The sequence below is a fragment of the Pseudomonas sp. ASL8 genome (genome assembly GCF_056680355.1).
This window is the reverse complement of sequence record NZ_CM155278.1, coordinates 2,645,050-2,670,615: the sequence shown is the minus strand read 5'-3', so window position 1 is coordinate 2,670,615 and position 25,566 is coordinate 2,645,050. Positions and strand designations below refer to the sequence as shown.

Sequence of the window (25,566 nt, the reverse complement as noted above, 5' to 3'; positions counted from 1 at the left end):
CAAGAGCACCGGGTTTAGCCATCGAGGACGGCCTCGAGGCACTACGAAAACAGCGGGACGGCCCGCTTCCCAGCACGAAACCGATCAGCCATCGGTTTCTGGGGTTTATGCCATGTTCAACACACTGCTGATCGCCAACCGTGGCGCCATTGCCTGCCGCATCCTGCGTACCCTTCGCGCCTTGCAGGTCAAGGGCGTGGCGGTCTATTCCGAAGCCGATGCCGCCAGCCTGCATATTCTTCAAGCCGATGAAGCCCACAGCCTGGGTGAAGGTGGCGCAGCCGGGACCTATTTGGCGGTGGATAAAATACTCGCCATCGCCAAGGCCAGCGGCGCCACGGCGATCCATCCCGGTTATGGCTTCCTCTCCGAAAACGCCGCGTTCGCCCAAGCCTGCGAAGACGCTGGCATCGCCTTCGTCGGCCCGACACCCGAACAACTTCGGGTGTTCGGCCTCAAGCACACTGCGCGCGCTCTGGCCAAGCAACACGGCGTGCCAATGCTCGAGGGCACCGAACTGCTCGACAGCCTCGACGATGCCCTCAACGCGGGCGAGCTGATCGGCTACCCGGTGATGCTGAAAAGCACGGCCGGCGGTGGCGGGATCGGCATGCGCGTGTGCCGCAGCGCGGTCGAGCTGAGCGAATCGTTCGACGCGGTGAAACGTCTGGGGCAGAACAACTTCAGCGACGCCGGGGTCTTTATCGAGAAGTACATCCAGCGCGCCCGGCACCTGGAAGTGCAGGTGTTCGGCGACGGCCAGGGCGACGTTATCGCCCTCGGCGTGCGTGACTGCTCGGTACAACGACGCAACCAGAAAGTCCTCGAAGAAACCCCCGCACCGAACCTGCCAGACGGCATGGCCGACGAACTGTGTGCGGCAGCAATCAAGCTGGCCAAAGCGGTCAATTACCGCAGCGCCGGGACCGTGGAGTTCGTGTTCGACAGCGAGGACCAGCGTTTCTATTTCCTCGAAGTGAACACCCGCTTGCAGGTCGAGCACGGAGTCACCGAACAAGTGTGGGGCGTCGATCTGGTCAGCTGGATGGTCCAGCTGGCGGCGGGTGATTTGGCGCCACTCAGCCAGTTAAGCGAGGGCTTGCAGGCGAACGGTCATGCGATTCAGGCGCGGCTGTATGCCGAAGACCCGGGCCGGGATTTCCAGCCCTGCCCCGGTTTGCTGACTGCGGTGAATTTCCCTGCGGCCGATGGCAAAACCTTGCGCATCGACACCTGGGTCGAAGCCGGTTGCGAGATTCCGCCGTTCTTCGATCCCATGATTGCCAAGCTGATCAGTTGGGCGCCAACCCGTGAGCAGGCCAGCGCCGGACTTGCTCAAGCGCTGAGCGACAGCCACTTGTATGGCGTAGAAACCAACCGCGATTACCTGCGGCAGATTCTACTCGACGCGCCCTTCGCCAGCGGCCAGCCATGGACCCGCTGCCTGGAAGGTCTGGTGTATCACGCCAACACCTTTGAAGTGCTGAGCGGTGGCACCCAGACCAGCGTGCAGGACTATCCAGGGCGTCTCGGTTATTGGGCGGTCGGTGTGCCGCCGTCCGGGCCAATGGACAGTCGCGCGTTACGTCTGGGCAACCGCTTGCTGGGCAACGCCGAAGGCTGTGCCGCGCTGGAAATCACCATGAGCGGCCCGCTGCTGCGCTTCAACACCGACGCAGTGGTGGCCATCACCGGCGCGCCGATTCCGCTGACCCTGGACGGTCAACCCCAGGCGCTGAATACCGCGTTGCTGGTACCCGCCGGCTCGACGCTGGCGCTGGGCACCATCGCTGGCGTCGGTGCGCGCAGTTACCTCTGCGTGCGTGGTGGGCTAGAGCTGCCGGACTATCTGGGCAGCAAAAGCACGTTCACCCTGGGTCAGTTTGGCGGGCATGGCGGCCGCGCTTTGCGTGCTGGCGACGTGCTGCACATTCCAGCCCTGAGTGATCGCAGCGCCGGTCAGTGCGTACCGGACAATCAGCTTCAGGCCTTGCCGGCAGTGCGCCAGATCCGGGTCATTTACGGCCCGCATGGCGCGCCGGAATATTTCACCGAGCGCTACATCGAGACCTTCTTCACCACCCAATGGGAAGTGCATTTCAACTCCAGCCGTACCGGCGTCCGCCTGATCGGTCCCAAGCCGGAATGGGTCCGCGCCGACGGTGGCGAAGCGGGCTTGCACCCCTCAAACATCCACGACAACCCGTACGCCATCGGTGCCGTGGATTTCACTGGCGACATGCCGGTCATCCTTGGCCCGGATGGCCCGAGCCTGGGCGGTTTCGTCTGCCCGGTGACCATCATCGAAGCCGACCTCTGGCAGTTGGGGCAACTCAAGGCCGGGGACAAAGTGCAATTTCATCCGGTCAGTATCGAGACTGCACGCGCGATCTTCTGTAGGAGCGAACGTGTTCGCGAGGAAGGCGACGCGGTGCCAGATCGGGCCTCATCGCGGGCAAGCGCGCTCCTACAGGATGAAGGTATCGCCGCTCAGGACTGTGGGAGCGAATTCATTCGCGAAGCAGACGATGCGGTGTCTGATCTGGCCTCATCGCGAATGAATTCGCTCGCACAAGGGTTAATTTCACCTGTTGTATTGGACATCGGCCAGGACGACACGCGGCTGGTGGCGCGCCTGTCTGGCGACACTCATTTGCTCCTGGAAATCGGCGCACCTGAGCTGGACCTGGTATTACGCTTTCGCGGCCATGCGCTGATGCAGGCCCTTGAAGCCAAAGCGCTACAGGGCGTAATCGACCTGACACCGGGCATTCGTTCCCTGCAAGTGCACTACCAGCCCGAGCAACTGCCGCTTGCGGATTTACTGGATATCGTCGTCGGCGAATGGGACGCCGTGTGCGCCGCCAAAGACCTGCAAGTGCCGTCGCGAATCGTGCACTTGCCGCTGTCCTGGGATGACCCGGCGTGCCAGTTGGCCATCGAGAAGTACATGACCACCGTGCGCAAGGACGCCCCGTGGTGCCCAAGCAATCTGGAGTTCATCCGCCGCATCAACGACCTGCCCAACCTCGACCAAGTGCAGCGCACGGTGTTCGACGCCAGTTACCTGGTGATGGGCCTGGGCGACGTGTACCTCGGCGCGCCTGTCGCCACCCCGCTCGACCCACGGCACCGGCTGGTTACCACCAAATACAACCCGGCACGGACCTGGACGGCAGAGAACTCGGTCGGCATCGGTGGCGCCTACATGTGCGTGTACGGCATGGAAGGCCCCGGTGGTTACCAGTTTGTCGGGCGCACATTGCAGATGTGGAACCGCTACCGCGAAGTCGCGGCGTTCGATGGCAAACCGTGGCTGTTGCGCTTCTTCGATCAGATTCGTTTTTACCCGGTCAGCGCTGAAGAACTGCTGCGCATCCGCCGCGATTTCCCCTTGGGCCGGTACCCGCTGAGCATCGAGCACAGCACCTTGAACCTGGCTGACTATCAGGCCTTTCTCGCCCGTGAAGCCGAGGGCATCGCCGCATTTCGTGCGCAGCAGCAAGGGGCCTTCAACGCCGAACGCGAACGCTGGATCGCCAGCGGCCAGGCACATTTCGAAAGCGACGAAGCCGCTATGCCAGCCACCGACGATACGCCCCTTGACGCAGGTCAGCATGGCGTCGACAGCCATATCGCCGGCAACCTGTGGCAGGTGCAGGTCGAGGTCGGCCATCGGGTTGAAGTGGGCGATGTGCTGGTGATTCTGGAGTCGATGAAGATGGAGATTCCGCTACTGGCAACCCTGGCCGGCACCGTGCTTGAAGTGCGGGTGCAACCCGGCTCGGCAGTGCGCGCCGGGCAGCGGGTCGTGGTGCTTGAAGCTGACTGAACCTACTTATTTTTTTGACGGAATTACGCCATGAGCCATGACCTGCATTCAAGCGACCTGCGCCTCGACAGCGTTCGCGCCGCGTATCAAGACGGTCGCCAGACACCGCGGCAACTGATCCTCGCCCTGCGCGAAAAAGCCGCTGCGTTGAACCCGGACTATCACCTGTTCATCCATCTACTGAGTGCTGCCGAGCTGGAACCGTATCTGGCCGCGCTGGAACACCGCGACCTCAACGACTTGCCGCTGTATGGCGTGCCGTTTGCGATCAAGGACAACATCGACCTGGCCGGCATCCCCACGACCGCCGCCTGCCCGGCATTCGCCTATACCCCTGAGCGCTCGGCGACCATCGTCGAGCAGTTGATCGGCCTCGGCGCAATTCCGTTGGGCAAAACCAACCTCGACCAGTTTGCCACCGGGCTGAATGGCAGCCGCTCACCCTATGGAGCCTGCCCAAACAGTGTGCTGGCCGGGTACCCGTCAGGCGGTTCCAGCGCAGGATCATCCTTGGCCGTGGCCCTTGGCGTTGCCAGCTTCGCCCTCGGCACCGACACCGCTGGCTCTGGACGCGTGCCCGCCGCACTGAACAATCTGGTGGGACTCAAAGCCAGCAAGGGCCTGATCTCCACTGCAGGAGTGGTGCCGGCCTGCCGCACCCTCGATTGCGTAACCACCTTCACCGCTACTGCGCGCGAAGCCAGCCAGTTGCTCGGTCTGGTAGCCCGACTCGATCCGCATGACGAATACAGCCGCAGCAACCCGCTGTGGAACGATGCCTCTGCGTTCGGCGCGCCCCGCCCGTTTCGTTTCGGCGTGCCCCGTGCGCAAGACCTGGCGTTCTTCGGCTGCGAGCAAGGGCCCCTGCTGTTTGGCGATGCCATCGACCGTCTGACCGCGATGGGCGGCGAAGCCGTGACGCTGGACCTGTCGCCCTTCCTCGAAGCTGCGCGCCTGCTGTACGACGGTCCATGGGTTGCCGAACGCTACAGCGTTGCGGGCGAACTGATGGAGCAGAACCCGGAAGCGGTATTGCCGGTGATCCGCGCAGTACTGTCGAAAGCACCGGCCGTGACCGGCGTGCAAACGTTCCGTGCACACTACCGTCTGCAAGTGCTCAAAACCTTGTGCGACAAAACCCTTGAAGGCCTCGACTGCGTAGTGACGCCCTCCATCGGTCGCCCGGTGACCCTCGCCGAACTGGAGGCTGAACCGGTGCTGCGCAACTCGGAACTGGGTTACTACACCAATTTCATGAACCTGCTGGACTATGCCGCCGTCGCCGTGCCGAGTGCCTTCATGGACAACGGCCTGCCGTGGGGCGTGACCCTGTTCGGTCGGGTCTTCACCGATCACTACCTGCTCAGCCTGGCCGACGCTCTGCAACGCCATACCGGCCTGCCGGTGATCGGCGGCCATGCACCCAACCTGTCAGCACCGGCCACTGTCGCCCGCAGCGACATGGCACGCTTGGTGGTGTGCGGCGCGCACCTGGATGGCCTGGCGCTGAACGGGCAACTCAAGCAGCGCGGTGGCCGCTTGCTGGAGGTCACCCAAAGCTCGGCGGATTACCAGCTTTACGCATTGGCCGGCGGACCACCGTTTCGGCCCGGCATGCTGCGGGTCGCGCAAGGCGGCGTAGCGATAGCCGTGGAAGTCTGGGAACTGCCCAGCCGCGAACTGGGCTCATTCCTCACCGGCATTCCAGCGCCCTTGGGCCTGGGCAAGGTTCAGTTGGCCGACGGGCGCTGGGAAAGCGGTTTCATCTGCGAACCTTATGGCCTGGAGGGCGCGACAGATATCAGCCACCTGGGCGGATGGCGCGCCTATTTGAGTGCCTGACCCAACCGTTGAATAGCCCGACGGCGAACGTGGCAGCGCACGTTTTAGTGCGCAGCCATAGCGTCCTGCATACCCCTGTTTACCCGCGCCCCGTCGTTACATAGATGTACGACGTGAAGAGATCCCTGATGACACAGTGACGCGCCCCTCCTCACGTTCAGCCATGCACATGAATGACAACGAAAACTCAGTCCCCCCTGCTCCAGCACGCATTGCATCCGCCTCAACGCACAACCTCGAACACCCTGCGCTTACGCACCTGACCGGCAAGCACAGCGAACAGAGCGATACCCTACCCTCCTCTGGAGCCTTCGCGCTGTCGCCGTTTTATTACGCAACGCCCGACGATCATCTGGAGGGACTGTCGCACGAGCCGCCACCCGCCACAGCGCTAAACCACAAACAACTCGCCACGCTCAGAAAGAGTCGCGCCGCCAGACTGCTCGCCATGTCGACCTTGAGTTTGAAGGCCTGGCAGATGGACATGGACTGCCCGCCGGGAGTGCACGCCTATGTCAACGAACAACTGACCCGACTTCTATTTGAGCAGACCGGCAAGCCCTTCCTGCCGGATCAGATGTACGTGGACTTCACGACCGATACGCGTCCGGCCGTCTTTGTCGATGGGCAAGAGCTTTACACACGGCGTCTGTCCCTCACCGACGTGGCGGTTACCTCTTTCGATGCTGCCAGTTTTTATGCCCTGATGCAGAGTGCTGAACCTGAGCGCCCGCTTGATGAGGGAACACCTTCGCTGACCACGACCCTGGTCCTCACGCTGATCGACAAGGCGGACTGGCCTCGACACTACGAGCCCCTGCTTACCGCCTTCTGGGCCAGGCATGAATTGACGTATCGCACCCTCGCCAAACTCTCATTTCTCGACACGCTGGGCCGGTACCACACACGTAAAATGATCAGCCTGGACGGCTATAACCTGACGCTTGAAGCCATGGGGCTCGACCGGTTCCCCACCACCGTTGAAGCCCTGGAAACATCAGCCAAAGGCGAGCACACGGTCGTCCGTGTGGTGCTGCTAAATGAGCAAATCCTGCCGGGCATTTTTCAGCTGACCTCAAAAAATACATCGCACAGTTTTATTCACATCACCGGTCAGAGACCCGCCGTTTTCGAATACATCAGCGACAACCCTGAGTTGATGAGACAAAAACTCCTCAACGCCTTGAACACGTCGCCCTGGCTCGCGTCGTATCTGGACGTTGCCGATAAACAAGGAAGTGCGCCCTTCACTCTCGATATAAAAGTTCTCGATGAGGATATTTTTTCCGCGCTCACCCGCGCCCAAAAAGCCTTTTCATTCGAGTTGCACTCACAACACACCCACGCGGACGCCTTGTTCATGTTGGTCGAACGCGGCCTGACCCTGGTAAGCGCCCTTGATCGCTGGGAACTTCAACCGGATATCGTGAAACGGATACCCAACCCATTGAAGGCCGCCAACCAATTGATGCGCGGCTACCTGAAAAACAAACATCAACTGGATATGAATCCGGATCATGTCTTCATTCGCTATGTTCGAGGCACATCGACCAGCCCCTTGGGCAGCGCACACTCGCCCATCACGTATGTTCAACCCCCCGACGAAACCCCGATCAGCCTGAGCAACGCCCTGTTGAGTAACTACCGGGTCGAGCGGCCGGTGGGTTATATCGATAACGACGCTCGTACGACGGTTTACACCGACCCTACAGGTAAGGGGCAATGGTCCGAGGGCGCTGCACTTGAGATCTCCCCGGAGGTCATCGAAAGCCACATCAGGAGCATTAACTTTCTTGACCTGATGTCGACACAACTCAACCGGTTTTGGGAGGAGCAGGGAACCGCTATCGAGCAGTCGTTCAAGACAACCTTTATGGCGCAGGCAGTGATCAGCCTCAAACAGAAGCAGTTAACACGCGCTGGATTCGATCTCATCGTCGAGATGCTGGACACGACGTCTACCAGCATCCGCTGCAAAGCGTTGGGTTTTTACCTGAAACCCTCGCTGATAGAAGGCACGCAATGCCAACCCTGTGCCGGTCTGCTGGTATTCACTCACACCGACACACCCTTGACGGTGCTCTACCAGGCCGGTCAGTCCGTGGCATTTGTCGAATTCAGTAGCGACATTGAACTTGCGCGGTATATACAAACCGCCGCCAAGGATAAGCAATGGCAACGCATGCTGTTGAGCTATATACCGATCAGACTCCACGAGAAGTTTATGTATCTTCTTGATATCTGGAGCGGCAATAAAATCCCCGACCCGGCCTCCTCCCTGCTTCGGCCTTGGACAGACGTGGTTTACGCCAACGACCTGCATAAAGCCAAAGCCCGCGCCCTCTGCGAACAGCCCATTACTTCGTCGCCGTTCGTCTTTATGCGCGAGACGCTTGAGCGCAACTATCAAGATGATGCGAATGAACACATCGTGACCTCGAAAGAAGTTTCGCTGCGCTATTGGACGCGTCAACTCAACCATCTACAGCTGTTGCTGGCGCCCATGTCGCTGCTCTTGACGCCCGTGGCGCTGGCCTCTCTGGCGACTCACGCCGGCTCCATTTACCTGGGCATCGCGACAGCAGCATTACCGGGAAACCGGGACACCGAAAAAACCCAGACAGCGCTCAACGTGCTGTCTCTAGGGCTGTTGCAACTCGCGCCCTACACCCCCCGATTGCTGCGTTTGTTCAACACATTCAACGTTCTGGGGAAAACAGCCATTGCGGTGACCGGCGCGACACCCACCGCCACAAAAAACTTCGGTTCCTGGCTTGGCCGATCAATGAATGCCCGTAAAACCCGCCTGGAAACATTTTTCAATACCAACAGCCTGCTCAAGACCTGGAACATTCCCGGTCATCGCGCCTTCGGCACCTCACCCGCCAAAGCCTGGAAGCTTGATCGCAAATTCATGCTCTGGACCTCGGACACGGCGCAAGCCAGAACCCTGGTTGTGAGTACACACGGGCATTACTTGCCGTGGACTAAAACTGCACGGATACCCAATGGCACCGAACTTAGAACCTACGCACCCCATGGTTATGAGCTGGTCGACCCGACGCTTCACCGAGTCGTGAGCCAGAGGGTCAAACCGTTTTCTATTTTAAATAACGCAAACAACAGCCTCGCGCTTCCTCCAGGCCCGCTGCCGCCGTATGCCATCACTGATAAAGTACTGGCCGGAACATCCCTTCCGGGCAGTATCAAGAATTATTCGCTGATGAAATTCCAGAGTATTCACGGCGAAACGTATCAAGAGATCAGTCATGTGGTGCGTCATTCGAATCTATCGCCTTTAAACGGACTGCCCGCTACGCCCATGGATGTACTGACTGTCAGAAATCGCTTCGGCATGACTTATCCGAACCTGCAGGATCTTTTCAAATCATTGTCTGAACAGGGTATTCACTACGACAAGATTTTATTGGTGCACTGCCGTTGTTCTGCCATCAACTCCTTGATGGGCCGCTCACCCGCTTATATAGCACCGACCGCGAGCCTGCCGATTACACCGTGAACTTGAATAGGCCATAGCGCAGAACAGTAGCAACACGCTAGCATGCGGCCACTCTTGATCTTCTCCTCACCGGACTCGTCATGCCACTTCGCTCTCCTCTCAATTCCCAACGTTCATTGATCCTGACGTTGGTGGTCCTGTTGGGGAGCGGTTTTCTGGCGACATCTCTGCTCAGTTACTACGCCTCGCGGGCGTCGATTCGCGACAGCATCGTCAACACCGAGCTGCCATTGACCTCGGACACGGTGTATTCGGAGATCCAGAAAGACCTGGTCCGGCCGATTCTGATTTCCTCAATGATGGCCCGCGACACCTTCATGCGTGACTGGGTGGTGGCTGGCGAGCACGACCCTGAGCAAATGACCCGTTACCTCAACGAAGTCATGAGTCACTACAGCGCCTATACGGCCTTTTTTGTCTCCAACACCAGCCTCAAGTATTACCAGGCCAAAGGCGTCTTGAAGAAAATCGACGCCAACGAGCCACGCGACACCTGGTACTACCGGGTACGCGACATGGCGGCGCCCTACGAAATCAACGTCGATCCAGACATGGCCAACAAGGACAACCTGACCTTCTTCATCAACTACAAGGTGTTCGATTACAAAGACAACTTCATTGGCGCCACGGGTGTGGGCCTGACCGTGGATGCGGTGATCAAGCTGATCGATCGTTATCAGCAGCGGTATCAGCGAAGCGTGTACTTCGTCGACGCCTTCGGCCGGATTGTGCTCACCGGCGCTCAAGGTGGACCACTGGGAGCCGTCATTGGCCAGTCCCTCAAGGACCAGCCGGGCCTGAGCGACTTGCACGACAAACTGCCCAAGCCACAGACCGGCAGTTTCGAATACCAGGCGCAAGGCCAGAGCCACTTCCTCAACGTGCGTTTCATTCCAGAACTGAACTGGTACCTGTTCGTCGACAAGCAGGAAGACGGCGCCCTCACCGATATCCGCAAGTCGCTGTACCTGAACCTGTTCATCTGCCTGGTAGTGACGCTGGTGGTCCTGTTCCTGCTGCACCGGGTCATCGGCCGCTATCAGCGCAAGATCGAAACTCTGGCCACCCTCGACAGCCTGACGGGCCTGCCCAATCGCCGCGGCTTCGATTTGATGGCGCTCAAGGCGATGCAGGAAGCGCAACGCGAGCCAAAACCCTTGGCGACGCTACTGATCGACATCGACCACTTCAAGCGTCTCAATGATGACCATGGCCACCTGGCGGGCGATGAAGTGCTCGTAGGCTTCGCCCAGGACCTGCAAAGCTGCCTGCGTCAGTCGGATATCATTTGTCGCTGGGGCGGCGAAGAGTTCATCATCCTGCTCAAGGACACCACCAGCGCCAGTGCTCAGCAAGTCGCGGAAAAAATCCGTCTGCTGGCAGAGCAGCACCCCTACACCTTTTCCGGCACGTCGTTGCAGATCACCGTCAGCGTTGGCCTGACTGAACTGCAGCCTGACGACACCCTGCACAGCCTGATTGCCCGCGCCGACCACGCGTTGTATCGCGCCAAACACACCGGGCGCAATCGGGTGTGCATGGAGATGGCCCGGTCTCAGTTTGAATAGGCGCGTCATGAACAGCAGCCACACGATGGAAAAAAGCTCAATCGATCCTGACCGCTGCCCGGTCTGCGGCGCCAGCAACCGCTGCACTCTCGCCGACCCACGTACGGCGGCGCAACCCTGCTGGTGTTTTTCAGTCAGTATCGACCCGACGGTACTCAAAGCGCTGCCGCTGGAGGTGCGCAATGCCGCCTGCCTGTGCCCGCGTTGCGCTCAGATCGAAACCGACGTTCAGTCGAAGCCCAACGACTAGATCGCGTACCATGCCCGCCCCTTTCCCGGTCGTCTGTCACTGCCATGCGTCTTGATCGATTCCTCAGCAACCTGCCGCGCTTCAGCCGCAAAGACGTGCGATTTGCGTTGGCGGCCAAGCGCATCAAGGTCGACGGTCAGACCGTCAGCGATCCCCTTCATGAGGTGCGTGAGTTCACCCGTGTGGAATGCGACGACGACGTATTACAGGCCGGCAAACCGGCACGCTATTTCATGCTGCACAAACCACCGGGCTGCGTCAGCGCGACGCTCGACCCACAGCATCCGACGGTGCTCGACTTGCTGGATGAGCCGGACAAAGAAGACCTGCACATCGCCGGTCGACTTGATTTCAACACCACGGGCCTGATGCTGATCACCAATGACGGTGTGTGGTCGCGACGATTGACCCAGCCGCAGACCAAGCTGGCAAAGATTTACTACGTAGAAACCGAGCAAGCGATCAGCGACGACTACGTACAAAAATTCGCTGAAGGGTTTTATTTCGCGTTTGAAGACCTCACCACTCAGCCCGCCGAACTGACCGTGTTGGGGCCTCACTGCGCGCGGCTGAGCATCGTCGAGGGCCGCTACCATCAGGTCAAACGCATGTTCGGCCACTTCAACAATAAAGTCCTGCGCCTGCATCGCGAGCGCATGGGCCCCCTGCAACTGGACGCCGGTTTGGCGCCTGGGCAATACCGCGCCTTGAGCACCGAAGAAATCCTCGCGGTCTGATCAAACCGACCACTCAGCAGAAGTTGTCGAACAATTTACCAACGGCACTTGCGGGTTGTCCCCGAGCCTGCTTGAATCCAATCGTCAGTCTCCATGTGACTGATTGGTCACTAACTCATTCTAAGAAACTTTTTGCCGTCTCGAGAACCTCAGGTTCCGTGCCGACAAACCGCCCGCCAATAACAATACCTGTCGAACAGATCGTTTCGGATCGACATGGGGCCCCCTTTCCAGGCGCATGCCTACCTGTCACGAAACTCGTGCAACCTCTTTTGCGCGCATACCTGTTTTCGCCAGGAGTCTATGTTATGAGGCCAGAAATCGCTGTGCTTGATATACAAGGTCAGTTCCGGGTTTACACGGAGTTCTACCGCGCAGATGCCGCAGAAAAGACCATTATTTTGGTCAACGGCTCGATGGCCACTACTGCGTCCTTTGCTCAGACCGTTCGCAACCTGCACCCGCAATTCAACGTGGTGCTGTACGACCAACCCTACGCGGGCAAATCCAAAGCCCACAACCTGCATCGGCAGCCGCTGACCAAAGAGCTCGAAGGTCAGATCCTGCTTGAGCTGATCGACCACTTCGCCGCCGAGCATGTGCTGTCCTTTTCCTGGGGCGGCGCGGCAGCCTTGATCGCCCTCGCGCAGAAACCACGACGCATTGAAAAAGCCGTCATCAGCTCGTTCTCACCCGTGGTCAACGAACACATGCGCGACTACCTCGAACGCGGCGTCAGGCACCTCGGTGCGTTTGATCGCCACGAGGTCGGCCATCTGGTGAACAACACCATCGGTAAACACTTGCCGTCGTTGTTCAAGCGCTTCAACTATCGGCATGTCAGCAGCCTGGATATCCATGAATACGTGCAAATGCACTTTCATATCAGCCAAGTACTGACCATCGACCAACTGTGCTACCTCGACGCCGCGAAAAGCATCGACGTGCCCGTGTTGTTCCTCAACGGCGAGTGGGACGAATACACCGCAGCAGACGACGCCCAACTCTTCGGCGACCACGTGCGTCATAGCGAGTTCTGCACCCTTCGGGCCACCGGGCACTTTCTGGACATGGAACACAAAGCCGCCTGCCGCGACTCGCAAGAGGCCTTGTTGAGTTTCCTCAAGCCCGCCCCCGTTGCAAAACGACCACGCCACACCCAGGTACAGAGCCACCATGCATTTGCACTGTGAACGGAAAGCACGACTCCCTGTAGACGCTAGCGTGTGCAGGGAGTGTGTGATTCACCTGATCCGCAACACAAAAAAACCACGTGAAGAAAAATAGCGCTTCAGTTCAGCGCCGACATCTGGTACAAAGTCAGCCGCTCAAAGCGGGTGTCGTATAATGGTATTACTCCAGCTTCCCAAGCTGATCACGCGGGTTCGATTCCCGCCACCCGCTCCACTTTCCTGATTTCACATGTTCCCGCGTATAGCGGAGAGCAGTGAAAACCAAAAAACCGGCCTCTTAGCCGGTTTTTTTGCGCCTGTCTATTTTCGTATAGCGGACGGCGATGGGGAAATAACGGCTTAACGCGCAAGCCGCTGCCGTGAGTCAAATCGCCTATAGGCATTTGACTCACGGCGCAGGACCTTCAAACGCGAAATTGATCCATCAGTTTCATCTGGTGAGTCGCCAAGGCGTTGAGTTGGTGGCTGACCTGCGCCGACTCGGTGGCCTGACCGGCAAGGGTCTCGGTGACGGTGCGAATGGCCGAGACGTTGCGGTTGACCTCTTCGGCGACGGCGCTTTGCTGTTCGGCGGCGCTGGCGATCTGCAGGTTCATGTCGCTGATCACAGTGACGGCGTCACTGATTTTGCCCAGTGCCTGAACCGCTTGATGAATGTGTTCAGCGTTCTCCTGAGCCTTGCTGTGGCTTGAATGCATGGTCTGCACGACACCGCGGGTGCCGCTTTGGATGCGTTCGATCACGTGGCGAATCTCTTCCACGGAATCCTGGGTGCGCTTGGCGAGATTGCGTACCTCGTCGGCAACCACCGCAAAACCGCGCCCGCTTTCGCCGGCGCGCGCAGCCTCGATGGCGGCATTGAGGGCCAACAGGTTGGTTTGCCCGGCAATGCTGCGGATCACTTCCAGCACCGAACCCACCTGTTCACTATTGACCGCCAACGCTTCGACTTCGGTCACGGCATTGCTGACTTCTTCGGCCAGCAAGGTGATATCGCGGGTGCTGCGCTCAATGATCGTCAAACCGTCCTTGACCGACTGGTCGGCACCACGAGCAGCATTGGCCGCACTTGAGGCATTGCTGGCAACGTCCTGGGCGGTGGCGCTCATCTCGTTGGAAGCGGTTGCCACCTGATCGATTTCGCGAAACTGCACCTGCATGCCATCACTGGTACGGCGGGCGATGCCTGAAGACTGATCGGCGGTTGCACGGGCTTCGGTGACGCTTTGCTTGATCTGGGCGATGGTCGGTTGCAGTTTGTCGAGGAAACGGTTGAACCAGATGACCAGTTCGCCGAGCTCATCGCGCTTGGCGTATTTCAGGCGTTGGGTCAGGTCGCCGTCTCCGCTGGCGATGGCCTTGAGCATGCTCGCCACACTGTTGATCGGCCGGGTCACGCCCGAGGCCGTCAGCCAGATCAGCAGCAGGCCAAGTAGACCTGCGAGGGCTGCGACCAGCAGGGCCTTGACTGTGCCACTGGTTTGCGCGGCATCGAGCACGGCCTGCAATTTGACCGCGTCGGCCAGGAGCACCTGTTCTGGCAAGTCGATAACCACACCCCAAGGCTTGGCATCAGCGATCGGTGTCACCGGAAGAATCGCCCGGATCACGTCACCCTGTTTGACCACGCTGACCTTGTTGGCACCAATCGCCCGGAGGATTTCCTTACCGTCGCCGCCCAAGACCTGCTCGATGCCCTTGCCCAATGTGCCGGCGTCGACGCTGTTGGCGGTCAGCAACCCGCTGCTGGAGACAATCAGCATGTGCCCGGCGCCGTCGAACAGTTCTTTCTGGGAGCTGACCGCTTCTGCCTGTAGCGAACTCAGGGCCAGGTCCACACCTACTACACCGATGACATTGCCGTCGACACGAACGGGCACGGCGATGGTTGTCATCAACACCAGTTTGCCGCCGACCGTGTCAGCGTAAGGCTCAAGCAGGCAGGTCTTGCCACTACGGAGCGGGCAGGTGTACCAGGTGTTGTAGGGCGTGCCGCTGAGGTTGAGTTCAGTTTTGTTCATGTCGCTTTCGAGAATGACGGTGTTCAAGCCAGTGCCATCTGCACGGCTCCAGTAAGAGGAAAACCGTCCCACTTCATTGGCGCCGTGCTTGGCGTCATTGGCAAACTCGGCGTCTCGACCATCCAGTGCGTTGGGTTCGAAGGATAGCCAGACACCCAGCACGCCGGTATTGCGTTCGAAGACGGTGCCCAGGCTGTGGTTGAGTTCTTCGCGCAGCGCGGCGGCGTCCAGTGAGCGGTGGTTGGCCATGGTGCGCATGTCGATGACCTGGTCGGCCATTGCATTGACGATCAGCAGGCTTTCACCGAATGTCTTTTGTACCAGCAACGCTTTTTCCGTCGCCTTTGCCTGCAACAGGTTCTGCACACTGTCGGTGAGCATTTTCTTGCTTGAGGCGCCGACCAGTTGGTCATTCTGGTTAGTCTGGTAAAGATTCATCCCGACGATCAATCCAACCACACCCAGCAGGCAAAGTCCTGAGAGCAATACAATCTTCAGGCGGATAGAAAAGTTATCGAACATAGGTGTTCTCATAGTGGACCGGCCGGGAGGATGGCGAGAGCCGCATACGGTGTTACCCGCCATATTCTTGTAGTTATATATCTGTAACGGCCTTGGGTCTCGTAACTTGAGATCGAAAAAAACTTAACGTCGCAACAGTCCTGATACCCGCTCAGTCACACCTTTCGAACATTCACTTCCCGATGATGGTGCCAGCGCAGTCGTCAGCCTGCGCACACAGACTTTATTTTCTCCGGAGGCGCGCTCCCCTCTTGGCTAATACACGCGGTGCCTTGCTACGAAGGTCATCGGCCGAGGATTTCCGTGGCGTTCAACTTTGCTATTTGAGCCGACGTTATTGCAGTGCCATCAAGGACAGACACCTGTTTCCTGTTCTGGAAACACGGGTCTGTCCTGACGCTCAAGCCTCTTCACGCCCCTCCCTTCAACCTCCGCACCGCCGTGATCTCCGGCAAATCCACGCGCCTCACATAAATCCGCAACGGCTCGGTGATGTTCAGCCGATCATCGATATTCTGTTCCAGCAACAATGCCAACAGATCGCGCTTGAGTGTCATGACCTGATTGTCGCCGGCTTTCCAGACAAACTCGTGAGTGGGGGTGATGGTGTGGTCGGGGACGTCCATGCCGAAGGCGTCTTCGCTGAAGCGGACAATGTACCGGTCCGCTTTGTGGTGGTAGCCGACAAAGCCTTTAAGCAGGTCGGAAGCGTCACAAATGACGCTCGAGGTAATGCTCATGGTTAACCTCTGGGACGTATTAAAGTGCGCTGCGGAAAATCGCTTCGATCTGGTGCTGCTCAGCCGGGCGCGGGTTGGTCAGACCGCAGGCGTCTTTCAAGGCGTTGGCAGCCAGGGTCGGAATGTCTTCCTCCTTGACGCCCAGTTCCCTGAGGCCTGCAGGGATGTCGACGGCGTGAGACAGGTTGCGAATCGCGGCGATGGCCGCCCGGCTGCCGTCTTCAGGGGAGAGGCCGCGCGTGTCTTCGCCCATGGCGTGGGCAATGTCGGTCAGCCGTGACGGGCAGACGCTGGCGTTGAAGCTTTCGACATGGGGCAGCAAAATTGCGTTGCACACGCCGTGGGGCAAGTTATAGAAGCCGCCCAATTGGTGAGCCATCGCGTGCACGTAACCCAAGGAGGCGTTGTTGAACGCCATGCCTGCGAGAAACTGCGCATACGCCATGTTTTCCCGCGCGACCATGTCGCTGCCATTGGCCACGGCCTGGCGCAGGTTATCGGCGATCAGCGCCATGGCTTTCAGGGCGCAGGCATCGGTGATGGGGGTAGCGGCCGTTGATACATAGGCTTCAATGGCGTGGGTCAGTGCGTCCATACCCGTGGCCGCCGTGAGCCCTTTAGGCATCGCGACCATCAGTCCGGGATCGTTGACGGAGAGCACGGGGGTGACGTTGCGGTCGACGATGGCCATTTTGATGTGGCGGACTTCGTCAGTGATGATGCAAAACCGCGTCATCTCGCTGGCGGTGCCTGCCGTGGTGTTGATCGCAACCACAGGCAGTTGCGGCTTGGCCGACTGATCGACACCTTCGTAGTCACTGATGTGCCCGCCGTTGGTTGCGCAGAGTGCGATACCTTTTGCGCAATCGTGGGGCGAGCCGCCGCCGAGGGAGATCACGAAATCGCAGCCGCTGTTCTTGAGCAGCGCCAGGCCCTTCTCGACATTACCCACGGTAGGGTTGGGTTGCGCGCCGTCGAACACCAAGGCATCGATGTCCTCTTCGGCCAACAACCCGACGATTTTCGCCGCGACACCGGCCTTGGCCAGCCCGACGTCGGTCACGATCAACGCTTTGCGAAATCCGAAGTTGCGGATGGCGGTCATCGCCTCGGCCATGCAGCCGATGCCCATGATGTTCACCGCGGGGATGAAGAAAGTGCTGCTCATGGCAAGTCTCCTGTAACCAAGCCAAGCCAGTCGATCCGGTTTGGCGAATGCGTGCAGCATCTTCTGATTGCAAACATTTCGCATTGATCTGGCTCAATACCGGCATCAACATCGGGATCAGCCGACAGGCGTGATAAAGTCCCGGCGCTGCCTTTCCCGACCTGAGACGACGAACAGAGACTATGGACTTCACGGATTTTGACGCTGAGCTTGCAGACTGGAATGAGCTGCGGGCGACCACCCCATTTTCCGGTTTGCTGGTCGGCAACGGCGCGAGCATGGCGGTATGGAAGAACTTTTCTTACGACTCGCTCTTCGAAAAAGCCGAGACCACCCGCAACAAACCGTTAAGCCATACCGAACTCGCCGTGTTCAAGGCCATGAACACCAGCAATTTCGAACCCATCCTGAGTGCGCTGAAAACCGCCATGAGGGTCAACGCCGCACTGACCATCAGTTCTTCATCGCCACGTAATCGTTACTTCGCGATTAAAGAAGCGCTGATCCACGCCGTGCGTTCAGTCCACATTCCATGGCGTCTGGTAGAAGAAGGCACCCTGGCCCGTATCAATCAAGAACTCAGCCAGTACCGTACTGTTTATTCGACCAACTACGATTTGCTCTGCTATTGGGCCGTGATGCAGTCGCCGCAGGCCTTCAACGACCTGTTCAACGATGACGCCACTTTCGACCTCAGCAATACACCGACCCGCGCCACGCGCATGCTGTATCTGCACGGCGGCTTGCACCTGGTGAAAAACCTCGACGGCAGCGTTCGCAAGCTGCTGTCATCGGAAAGCACCCTGCTGGGCAGCTTCGCCATCAATGCCCTGGACGACGTGCCGATATTCATCAGCGAAGACAACAGCGCGAACAAGCTGAAGATGATCCGTCACTCGGATTACCTCTCTTTTTGTTATTCGCAACTCGCGACTCATGAAGACGCTTTGTGCATCTTCGGCCACGCCCTTGGCACCCAGGACAAACACATCGTCGACGCGATCAGGCACGCCGGGGTCAAGACCATCGCCCTCTCCATTTACCCGCGTAGCGCTGCCTTTATCCAGCACCAGAAGCGGCACTACAGCAGCGTCTTCGCAGGACAGGATGTGACCTTGAAGTTCTTCGATGCCAAGACCCACCCGCTGGGCAGCCCTGAATTGTCGGTGCCGGTCGAACGTCTGAATACGGCTGCGAGCGCACCGAAGCCTGCGGGCGCAAAACCCTGAAAGCGATTCACGCCTGAAGCAGCACCCGAACTGTACGGATAAATCTCTCGGTAGCTGTGAGGGCGCGCGCGAGTCGGTTTGTGGCTAGATGAGATGCTCTTGTATCCCATAACAACAAGGCCACGTTTCGATCATGTCCTCTCGCGAAAACACCGGTATGGCCTTGGGCCTGATCGGGGTGATTATCTTCAGTCTGACGCTGCCCATGACCCGCATCGTGGTCCAGGAAATCCACCCACTCCTCAATGGCCTGGGCCGCGCATTACTGGCAGCGATTCCAGCTGCGGCGCTGTTGCTGTGGCAGCGCGAAAAGTGGCCGACCTGGGCGCAGGTCAAAGGCCTGAGTCTGGTAGCGCTTGGGGTGATCGTAGGCTTTCCGGTGCTGTCCGCCTGGGCGATGAAAACTCTGCCTGCGTCCCACGGCGCGCTGGTCAATGGCCTGCAACCCTTGTGCGTGGCGATCTATGCGGCGTGGCTCTCACATGAGCGCCCATCGAAAGCTTTCTGGGCCTGCGCGGCGTTGGGCAGTGCGCTGGTACTCGGCTATGCCTTGATCAGCGGCGCCGGGAATATTCAGGCGGGAGACCTGTGGATGCTGGCGGCGGTGGCCATCGGGGGGCTGGGTTATGCCGAAGGCGGTCGTCTGGCCAAACAGATGGGGGGCTGGCAGGTGATCTGTTGGGCCTTGGTCCTGTCCAGCCCGCTGCTGCTCGGCCCAGTGATTTATCTGGCAATGCAGCATCAAGGACCGATCTCCACAAGCACGTGGTGGGCATTTGGTTATGTGTCGATTTTCTCGCAGTTCATTGGTTTCTTCGCCTGGTATGCCGGCCTGGCCATGGGCGGCATCTCGCGAGTCAGTCAGGTACAACTGCTGCAGATTTTCTTCACCATCGCCTTTTCAGCGCTGTTTTTCGGTGAGCGCATCGAGCCGATTACCTGGGTGTTTGCCGCGGGCGTGATCGCGACTGTGATGCTGGGACGCAAGACCACAGTCATTGCGCCCAAGCCGATCACCACCCGAGTCTAATCAGCTGATGTAGCCGTCTGCCTGGAGCAAGGTTTCCAGGCAGTGCTCCTGAATACCGTAGAACGCTTTCAATTCCTGGATTTTGACCAACAACTCCGGCTGCTTGAGCGGCTCGGCGCGTTTGACCGCCAGAATCATCTTGTTCTTGTTGGTGTGCTCCAGCGAGATGAACTCGAACACCTTGGTCTCGTAACCGCAGGCTTCAAGGAACAGGGCACGCAAGCTGTCGGTGACCATTTCTGCCTGCTGGCCCATGTGCAAACCGTATTGCAGCATCGGCCGCAGCAGCGTCGGGCTTTGAATCTGCAAGCGGATCTGTTTATGGCAGCACGGCGAACACATGATGATCGACGCCCCGGAACGAATGCCCATGTGGATCGCGTAATCGGTGGCGATGTCGCAGGCGTGCAAGGCAATCATCACATCAATGGCACTCGGCGCCACAGTGCGCACATCGCCATGCTGGAACACCAGGCCCGGGTGCTCCAGACGCGCAGCGGCGTTGTTGCACAGCGTGATCATGTCCTCACGTAACTCGACCCCGGTGACATGGCCTTCGGCGTGCAAGGTGTTGCGCAAGTAATCGTGAATCGCGAAGGTCAGGTAGCCCTTGCCCGAGCCAAAGTCCGCGACCTTGATCGGCTGATCCAGCGCCAGCGGCGAGGTGCTCAATGCGTGGGAAAACACCTCGATGAACTTGTTGATCTGCTTCCATTTACGCGACATGGACGGGATCAGTTCGTGCTGCTTATTGGTCACGCCCAGGTCGGTCAAAAACGGTCGATTCAGTTCCAAAAAGCGCTTTTTCTCACGATCATGTTCGACCGAGGGCGCTTCACGTTGCTGCTGGGCCTTGCTGGTGAACAGCGTACTTTTACCTTTTTTGCTGTACTCCAGCTGCACTTCGTCAGTCAGCGATAGCAAGTGCGCGTTCTTGAACAATTCGGGCAATAAGCCCGCGATCACCTCGACGCCTTCGGCCAGCGGGAAATTCTTGGTGATGTCGCGGGTTTTATAGCGATACACGAACGACAGGCGCGGCAGTTCCTTGATCGTCGTCAGCTTGATAATGATGCGCTGCAACTCCACCTCAGCGCCGACGTACTTGGCCAGCACCAGCTTGATAAAGGAGTTCTGCGACAGACTGGTGTCCAGCAGACTCAAAAACTGCGCACGATGATCCGGCACAGACTGGGTGGGCGTTGCAGTGGCTGACATTGGAAAGCGCCTCGGACGGGCTAAAAATAACGAGGCGGCCATTTTAGGTGGGTTGAGGGGTTAGGGTTAATTTAATTACGGGTTGGCGATTGGCGGCGTCAGCTCGGACCACTGAAATGCGCCGTCACCCCAACACCACCAACCGATTCGGCAACTCATTGCGCGTTTGCGTCACGGGCACATGGGTCGCCAGCAATTCGCCGCAGGCTTCGATGCAACCCAGGAACCCTTGCAAGGTCTTACCGTCGCTGACCTGTTGAGTGAACACCTCGATCAGCGCCTTCCAGACAGTGTCGTCCACACGGCTGCTGATGCCTCGGTCTACGAGAATTTCTACGTAACGCTCAGCTTCCGAGACAAAGATCAGGACGCCAGTGCCGCCGAGAGTGCGGTGCAGATTTTGTTCGAGGAATTGGCGGCGAGCCAGGTTGCCAGCGCGCCAATGGCGTACGGATTTAGGGATCAAGCGGGTTGTCACCGCCGGAATACGCATGATCAGCGCGGCAACGATAAAGGTCCCGATCTGGCTCAGCAACAATCCATTGGCGCCCAGCCAGCCTGGGTAATAGTTGATCAACCCCGGCAGCAACAGCGCCACCAGCCCGGCCCAGACCAGGGGCACGTACGCATAATCATCCGACCGCGCGGTCAACACCGTGACCAGTTCGGCATCGGTTCGCCGTTCGACCCGGGCGATGGCCTCGGCGACCTGAAGTTGCTCGTGTTTATTCAGTAAAGCCATGTTTGCATTACCCATTGAGCCATCGTTTACCAACTGCCGGACGCGCCGCCGCCGCCGAAGCTGCCACCGCCGCCACTGAAGCCGCCGCCACCGGAGCGTGAGCCTCCAGAGCCAAAACCGCCCATGCCGCCGATGAAGCCACCGCCACCGCCTCGTCCTCTGCCCCAGAGCATGTTCATAAAGATAAAGATCAAGAACAGCGCCAGGTACACCATGTTCTGCACAGCGTCACCGGAGCCATTATCGGCGGCGGGCTCAGCCAGCGGATTGCCCCCGAGCACCTGAATCATGGCCTGCACGGCCTGGCTGATGCCGCCGGCGAAATTACCGGCCTTGAACGCCGGGGTGAGTATCTGGTTGATGATCACCGAAGACTGAGCATCGGTCAGGCGCTCTTCAAGACCGTAGCCCACCTCAATCCGCACTTTATGATCATCGCGGGCGACAATCAGCAACGCGCCGTTGTCTTTGCCCTTTTGCCCGACGCCCCAGAAACGGCCCAGTTGATAACCGTAATCCTCAATGCTGGTGCCTTGCAGGTTGGGCAGCGTGACCACCACAACCTGCTCGCCGGTCGCCTGCTCATGAGCCTCAAGCATCTGCGACAGTTGCGCTGCGGTTTGCGCATCGATCAGTTGCGCGGTGTCGACCACGCGTCCGGTCATGGTTGGAAATACAAGCGCGGCCAGCGCTACCGTGGCGCCAGCCAACAGTAAGCCCACCATCACAAGCCGCAGGGCGCGCATCAGAATTTCACTTCCGGGGCTTTCTCGGAATCTGGCGACGTGGCTTCAAAGTTTGGCCGGATCGGCAGATCGCTGTACATCACGGTGTGCCAGAGGCGACCGGGAAAGGTACGAATTTCGGTGTTGTAGCGCTCGACCGAGGCGATGAAATCCTTACGTGCCACGGCAATGCGGTTTTCCGTACCCTCGAGCTGCGATTGCAGGGCAAGGAAGTTCTGGTTGGATTTCAGATCCGGGTAACGCTCTGAGACCACCATCAGGCGACTCAGCGCGCCAGTGAGCTGACTCTGGGCTTGCTGGAATTGCTTGAGCTTTTCCGGATCGTTCAAGGTGCTGGCGTCAACCTGAATCGACGTGGCCTTGGCCCGTGCTTCAATGACAGCGGTCAGGGTGGTCTGTTCCTGTTTGGCGTAACCACGCACAGTCTCGACCAGGTTGGGGATCAGGTCGGCCCGACGCTGATACTGGTTCTGCACCTGCGCCCAGGCAGCCTTCACCTGTTCGTCATAGGTCGGAATGTTGTTGATGCCACAACCGGCCAATAACGTGCTCAGCAGCATCAGCGCCGTCATGGACCAACTGAAACGAAAGCCCCGTTGTGTTTGCATGTTTTTTTCTCCCTGTTTGAAATGCTTTTTCATTCTGACCCGACAGACTGACTTTAGCCAAACCAGACGATCCGCTGCATAATCCGCGGCCAGGACTGGATTGCTAACGCGCAATACGCTAAAACTCGCTGCGCTAAAGATGCTCTGCGCGACAAAGAGTTCAGTGGCGGCCCCTTCGCCCTGATCGACAATAAGCGCAACAGGCTCAATACCCAACATTTGGCTGACCAGTACTTAACGTAAGTTGCTGAAGAACGCCTTGAGAAAATATTCATGAATAAGCTGTGTTTGCTGGGCCTTGTCGTCGGCCTGGCCAGTCACTCGGTAATGGCCGAGACCAATGACACCACCTTGCAGACTAAAAACCTCTTCATTTCCGACCTGATGAAACAAATGACCCTCGATGAAAAAATCGGGCAGTTGCGACTCATCAGTATCGGCCCTGAAATGCCGCAGCCGAATATTCTCAAGGAAATTGCCGCTGGCAGAATCGGCGGCACGTTCAACTCGATCACTCGTTCCGAAAACCGTCCTCTGCAGGAAGCGGCTGTTGCGAAGAGTCGACTGAAGATTCCCATGTTTTTCGCCTACGACGTGGTCCACGGCCACCGTACGACCTTTCCGATCAGCTTGGGTCTTGCGGCCAGCTGGGACATGGACGCGATAGCCTTGAGTGGTCGCATGTCGGCCATCGAAGCCAGCGCCGATGGTCTGGACATGACCTTCGCACCGATGGTCGATATCTCCCGCGATCCCCGTTGGGGCCGCAGCTCGGAAGGGTTTGGCGAGGACACCTATCTGGTGTCGCGCATTGCCAAGGTGATGGTCAACGCTTATCGCGGCGAGCATCCCGGTGGCGCTGACAGCCTGATGCCCAGCGTCAAACACTTTGCGCTGTATGGCGCTGTCGAAGGCGGTCGTGACTACAACACCGTCGACATGAGTCCGGTGCGCATGTACCAGGACTATCTGCCGCCTTACCGCGCCGCCATCGATGCCGGTGCTGGCGGGGTAATGGTCGCCCTCAACTCAGTCAACGGCGTACCGGCCACGTCCAATACCTGGTTGATGCAGGACCTGTTGCGCAAGGAGTGGGGCTTCAAGGGCGTGACCGTCAGCGACCACGGCGCCATCAAGGAACTGATCCGCCACGGTGTGGCCAGCGACGAGCGTGAAGCCGCCAAGCTGGCGATCAAGAACGGCATTGACCTGAGCATGAATGACTCGGCCTATGGCAAACACTTGCCTGGCCTGCTCAAGGACGGCGAGATTTCCCAGAAAGATATTGATAACGCCGTTCGCGAAGTGTTGGGCGCCAAGTACGACATGGGCCTGTTCGCCGACCCGTACCGTCGCATCGGCAATGCCGCTCATGACCCAGTGGACACCAACGCCGAAAGCCGTTTGCACCGCAAAGAAGCGCGTGAGGTGGCACGCAAGACCATGGTGTTGCTGAAAAACGATAACCAGACGTTGCCGCTGAAGAAGCAAGGCACCATCGCGGTGATCGGCTCTCTGGCGACAAGCCAGATGGACATGCTGGGCAGTTGGTCCGCTGCAGGCGTGCCGAAACAATCGGTCACTATTTTTGACGGTCTGGCCAACGCAGTCGGCGACAAGGCCAAGCTGGTCTATGCCCGCGGCGCCAATGTCTCTGACAACCCGAAAGTCATCAACTATCTGAACTTCATGGTCACCGAAGTCGAGATCGACCCGCGCCCGGCCGAAGAAATGATTGCCGAGGCGGTCAAGGTCGCCCAGCAGGCTGATGTGGTGGTGGCGGTGGTTGGCGAGTCGCGGGGCATGTCCCACGAATCGGCGAGCCGCACTGACCTTAATATCCCCGGCAGACAGCGCGACCTGATCAAGGCACTCAAAGCCACCGGCAAACCCCTGGTACTGGTGCTGATGAACGGCCGTCCGCTGACTCTGGTCGAGGAACAGAAACAGGCTGACGCGATGCTGGAAACCTGGTTCACCGGCACCGAAGGCGGTAACGCAGTGGCGGACGTGCTCTTTGGTGACTACAACCCGTCAGGCAAATTGCCGATGTCCTTCCCTCGTTCGGTGGGGCAGATTCCGGTTTACTACAACCACCTCCGCACCGGCCGTCCTTTCACGCTCGGTTCGCCGCCTAACTACACGTCAAACTACTTCGAAGAAGAAGTCACTGGCCCGCTCTTTCCATTCGGTTATGGCTTGAGCTACACCCAGTTCAGCCTGTCGGACGTCACGCTGTCCAATAAACACATGAAGCGCGGCAGCCAGTTAACCGCCAGCATCGCGGTAAAAAACACCGGCAAGGTTGCTGGCGAAACGGTGGTGCAGCTTTATCTGCACGATGTTGCTGCCTCCATCAGTCGCCCGGTCAAAGAGCTGAAGAACTTTCAGAAAGTCATGCTCCAGCCGAAAGAAGAGAAAGTCATCAACTTCGTCATCACCGAAGACGACCTGAAGTTCTACAACCCTGCGCTGAAATACGCGGCTGAGCCGGGCGAGTTCAACGTGATGATTGGTCTCGACTCTGAAGACGTGAAAACAGAGAGCTTTGAGTTGTTATAAGCGGTCCTGCATCAGGCGCGGTCCAGCCCCAGGACCGC

Annotated in this window: 17 protein-coding genes and 1 tRNA gene; 11 read left to right on the top strand and 7 right to left on the bottom strand. The window is 58.7% G+C overall.

Annotated elements, in window-relative coordinates:
- Positions 1-112 precede the first annotated feature (112 nt).
- From uca to AC1MEA_RS12155, 8 genes are all read left to right on the top strand, one after another.
- Positions 113-3,832, top strand: coding sequence for an urea carboxylase (uca, locus tag AC1MEA_RS12190; RefSeq protein ID WP_480917987.1), 3,720 nt, complete (start codon positions 113-115; stop codon positions 3,830-3,832).
- A 30-nt stretch (positions 3,833-3,862) separates the two neighbouring features.
- A complete protein-coding gene (gene atzF, locus AC1MEA_RS12185) occupies positions 3,863-5,674 on the top strand; it encodes an allophanate hydrolase (RefSeq protein ID WP_480917986.1) in 1,812 nt (603 codons plus the stop codon).
- A 169-nt stretch (positions 5,675-5,843) separates the two neighbouring features.
- Positions 5,844-9,194 (top strand): dermonecrotic toxin domain-containing protein, encoded by a 3,351-nt coding sequence (locus tag AC1MEA_RS12180; RefSeq protein ID WP_480917985.1) that lies wholly within the window; start codon positions 5,844-5,846, stop codon positions 9,192-9,194.
- An 80-nt stretch (positions 9,195-9,274) separates the two neighbouring features.
- On the top strand, positions 9,275-10,762 hold the full coding sequence (locus AC1MEA_RS12175) for a sensor domain-containing diguanylate cyclase (RefSeq protein WP_480917984.1): 1,488 nt from the start codon (positions 9,275-9,277) through the stop codon (positions 10,760-10,762).
- Between the two features lie 7 nt (positions 10,763-10,769).
- Positions 10,770-11,012, top strand: coding sequence for a cysteine-rich CWC family protein (locus AC1MEA_RS12170; RefSeq protein ID WP_480917983.1), 243 nt, complete (start codon positions 10,770-10,772; stop codon positions 11,010-11,012).
- 44 nt (positions 11,013-11,056) lie between these two features.
- Positions 11,057-11,749: a pseudouridine synthase gene (locus AC1MEA_RS12165; RefSeq protein ID WP_480917982.1), complete on the top strand. Its 693-nt coding sequence runs from the start codon at positions 11,057-11,059 to the stop codon at positions 11,747-11,749.
- Positions 11,750-12,057: 308 nt separating this feature from the next.
- Complete coding sequence (locus tag AC1MEA_RS12160; protein WP_480917981.1) at positions 12,058-12,942, top strand: alpha/beta fold hydrolase; 885 nt, start codon at positions 12,058-12,060, stop codon at positions 12,940-12,942.
- Positions 12,943-13,082: 140 nt separating this feature from the next.
- Positions 13,083-13,156 (top strand) — tRNA-Gly (locus tag AC1MEA_RS12155).
- A gap of 190 nt (positions 13,157-13,346) precedes the next feature.
- Here the strand turns inward: AC1MEA_RS12155 and AC1MEA_RS12150 are convergent.
- The 3 genes from AC1MEA_RS12150 to yiaY form a co-directional block, all read right to left on the bottom strand.
- Positions 13,347-15,485 carry a methyl-accepting chemotaxis protein gene (locus tag AC1MEA_RS12150; RefSeq protein WP_480917980.1) on the bottom strand — a complete coding sequence of 713 codons (2,139 nt, stop codon included), beginning with the start codon at positions 15,483-15,485 and terminating at the stop codon, positions 13,347-13,349.
- 410 nt (positions 15,486-15,895) lie between these two features.
- Positions 15,896-16,225 carry a DUF2025 family protein gene (locus AC1MEA_RS12145; RefSeq protein ID WP_219062138.1) on the bottom strand — a complete coding sequence of 110 codons (330 nt, stop codon included), beginning with the start codon at positions 16,223-16,225 and terminating at the stop codon, positions 15,896-15,898.
- A 19-nt stretch (positions 16,226-16,244) separates the two neighbouring features.
- Complete coding sequence (yiaY, locus tag AC1MEA_RS12140) at positions 16,245-17,393, bottom strand: L-threonine dehydrogenase (RefSeq protein WP_449634616.1); 1,149 nt, start codon at positions 17,391-17,393, stop codon at positions 16,245-16,247.
- A gap of 182 nt (positions 17,394-17,575) precedes the next feature.
- On the opposite strand from yiaY, the gene AC1MEA_RS12135 reads away from it, so the two are divergent.
- Positions 17,576-18,622 (top strand): DUF4917 family protein, encoded by a 1,047-nt coding sequence (locus AC1MEA_RS12135; RefSeq protein WP_480917979.1) that lies wholly within the window; start codon positions 17,576-17,578, stop codon positions 18,620-18,622.
- 133 nt (positions 18,623-18,755) lie between these two features.
- Positions 18,756-19,652, top strand: a complete 897-nt coding sequence (locus AC1MEA_RS12130; protein ID WP_480917978.1) for a DMT family transporter — start codon at positions 18,756-18,758, stop codon at positions 19,650-19,652.
- On the opposite strand, the gene AC1MEA_RS12125 is transcribed toward AC1MEA_RS12130, so the two are convergent.
- The 4 genes from AC1MEA_RS12125 to AC1MEA_RS12110 form a co-directional block, all read right to left on the bottom strand.
- Positions 19,653-20,870: a class I SAM-dependent methyltransferase gene (locus AC1MEA_RS12125; protein ID WP_480917977.1), complete on the bottom strand. Its 1,218-nt coding sequence runs from the start codon at positions 20,868-20,870 to the stop codon at positions 19,653-19,655.
- A gap of 124 nt (positions 20,871-20,994) precedes the next feature.
- Entirely contained in the window at positions 20,995-21,612 is a 618-nt protein-coding gene (locus AC1MEA_RS12120; protein WP_219062143.1) for a TPM domain-containing protein, read from the bottom strand.
- A 26-nt stretch (positions 21,613-21,638) separates the two neighbouring features.
- Positions 21,639-22,358: a TPM domain-containing protein gene (locus AC1MEA_RS12115; protein WP_219062144.1), complete on the bottom strand. Its 720-nt coding sequence runs from the start codon at positions 22,356-22,358 to the stop codon at positions 21,639-21,641.
- Entirely contained in the window at positions 22,358-22,966 is a 609-nt protein-coding gene (locus AC1MEA_RS12110; RefSeq protein ID WP_219062145.1) for a LemA family protein, read from the bottom strand. Before AC1MEA_RS12110 ends, AC1MEA_RS12115 begins: the two co-directional genes overlap by 1 nt.
- A gap of 273 nt (positions 22,967-23,239) precedes the next feature.
- Between AC1MEA_RS12110 and bglX the strand changes: the two genes are divergently transcribed.
- The gene (bglX, locus tag AC1MEA_RS12105) at positions 23,240-25,528 is read left to right on the top strand and encodes a beta-glucosidase BglX (RefSeq protein WP_449634612.1); all 2,289 of its coding nucleotides are present in this window, start codon (positions 23,240-23,242) and stop codon (positions 25,526-25,528) included.
- Positions 25,529-25,566: the final 38 nt, after the last annotated feature.